Source organism: Pseudomonas rustica (assembly GCF_018336155.1).
Taxonomy (GTDB): Bacteria; Pseudomonadota; Gammaproteobacteria; order Pseudomonadales; family Pseudomonadaceae; genus Aquipseudomonas; species Aquipseudomonas rustica.
This window is the reverse complement of the sequence record NZ_JAGYHF010000035.1, coordinates 1-1,578: the sequence shown is the minus strand read 5'-3', so window position 1 is coordinate 1,578 and position 1,578 is coordinate 1. Positions and strand designations below refer to the sequence as shown.

Genomic DNA, 1,578 nt, shown 5'->3' with positions numbered 1-1,578 from the left:
TTTACGGTGACCGGCGAACCAGTAACCGGAGCGCCGACGGTGGCGGTATAGGTGACGTTGCCGCCTTCAGCGACCGAAGTATCGGCCGTCAGTTTGACGGTCGAAGTGTCGATGGTGTCGGTGACGCTGGTCACGGCTGGCGCAGTGCTGGTTACCAGGTTTTCGAAATTGCCACCGGTGGCGGTTTTGATGGTGGCCTGGACGTTGCCGGCGTCTTTGTAAACGTCGTCAGCAGGAGCCGCGACGGTGACGTTGCCCGAAGTTTTGCCGGCTTCGATGGTAATCACAGCGCCGTTCGACAGAGTCACGGTGACTGGCGAGCCAGCAGCGTTAGTCAGGGTCGCGGTGTAAACGATCGAGCCACCTTCAGCCACGGAACCGGTCGCGGACAGCGACAGGTTAGTGGTGTCGACGGTGTCGGTAACGTTGGTCGAAACCGGAGTTTTGTCGGCTACGAGGTTTTCGTAGTTGCCGCCAGTCACACCGGTAATTGCGTTGGTGATTGGAGCATGGCCAGTCAGCGCATCGTTCGGCGCGATGAAGGTCACGGTACCGGTAGTTTTACCCACTTCAATCGTGATGTTCTGACCATTGGCCAAGGTCACCACAACCGGCGAACCAGTCACAGGCGCGCCAACAGTGGCGGTGTAAACAACCGCACCACCTTCAGCAGCGGTCTCGGTCGCCGTCAATTTCACGGTCGAGGTGTCGATGGTGTCGGTCACTTCTGTAACAGCTGGAACAGTGCTCGGTACCAGTTTTTCGAAGTCGCCACCGGTTGCGGCAGAAATGGTCGCTTCGACTTTGCCGGCGTCTTTGTAGACGTCATCGGCAGGTGCAGCGACGGTGACGTTGCCCGAAGTTTTGCCTGCCTCGATAGTGATTACGGCGCCATTCGACAGAGTCACGGTCACTGGCGAGCCAGCAGCGTTGGTCAGGGTTGCGGTGTAAACAATCGAGCCACCTTCAGCCACGGAACCGGTCGCGGACAGCGACAGATTGGTGGTGTCGACGGTATCGGTGACGTTGGTCGAAACCGGCGTCTTATCAGCCACCAGGTTCTCGTAGTTACCGCCAGTCACGCCGGTAATCGAGTTGGTGATCGGCGCATGACCGGTCAGCGCGTCGTTCGGTGCGGTGAAGGTCACGGTGCCAGTGGTTTTACCCACTTCAATCGTGATGTTCTGACCGTTGGCCAGTGTGACGACGACAGGCGAGCCGGTCACTGGCGCACCAACGGTCGCGGTGTAGGTGACGGTGCCACCCTCGGCCGCTGTTTCGGAAGCGCTGAGTTTGACGGTCGAGGTATCGATCGTGTCGGTCACTTCGGTAACAGCTGGAACAGTGCTCGGTACCAGTTTTTCGAAGTCACCACCGGTTGCGGCAGAAATGGTTGCTTCGACTTTGCCGGCGTCTTTGTAAACGTCATCGGCAGGTGCAGCGACGGTGACGGTGCCAGTGGTTTTACCAGCTTCGATGTTGATGACTGCGCCGTTCGACAGGGTCACGGTCACTGGCGAGCCAGCGGCGTTGGTCAATGTCGCGGTGTAAACAATCGAGCCACCCTCGGCGACCGAA

1 protein-coding gene is annotated in these 1,578 nt (G+C 58.9%); it reads right to left on the bottom strand.

Going from position 1 to position 1,578, the window contains the following annotated elements:
* On the bottom strand, positions 1-1,578 hold a 1,578-nt coding region (locus KFS80_RS26720; protein WP_338109635.1), incomplete at both ends, for an immunoglobulin-like domain-containing protein.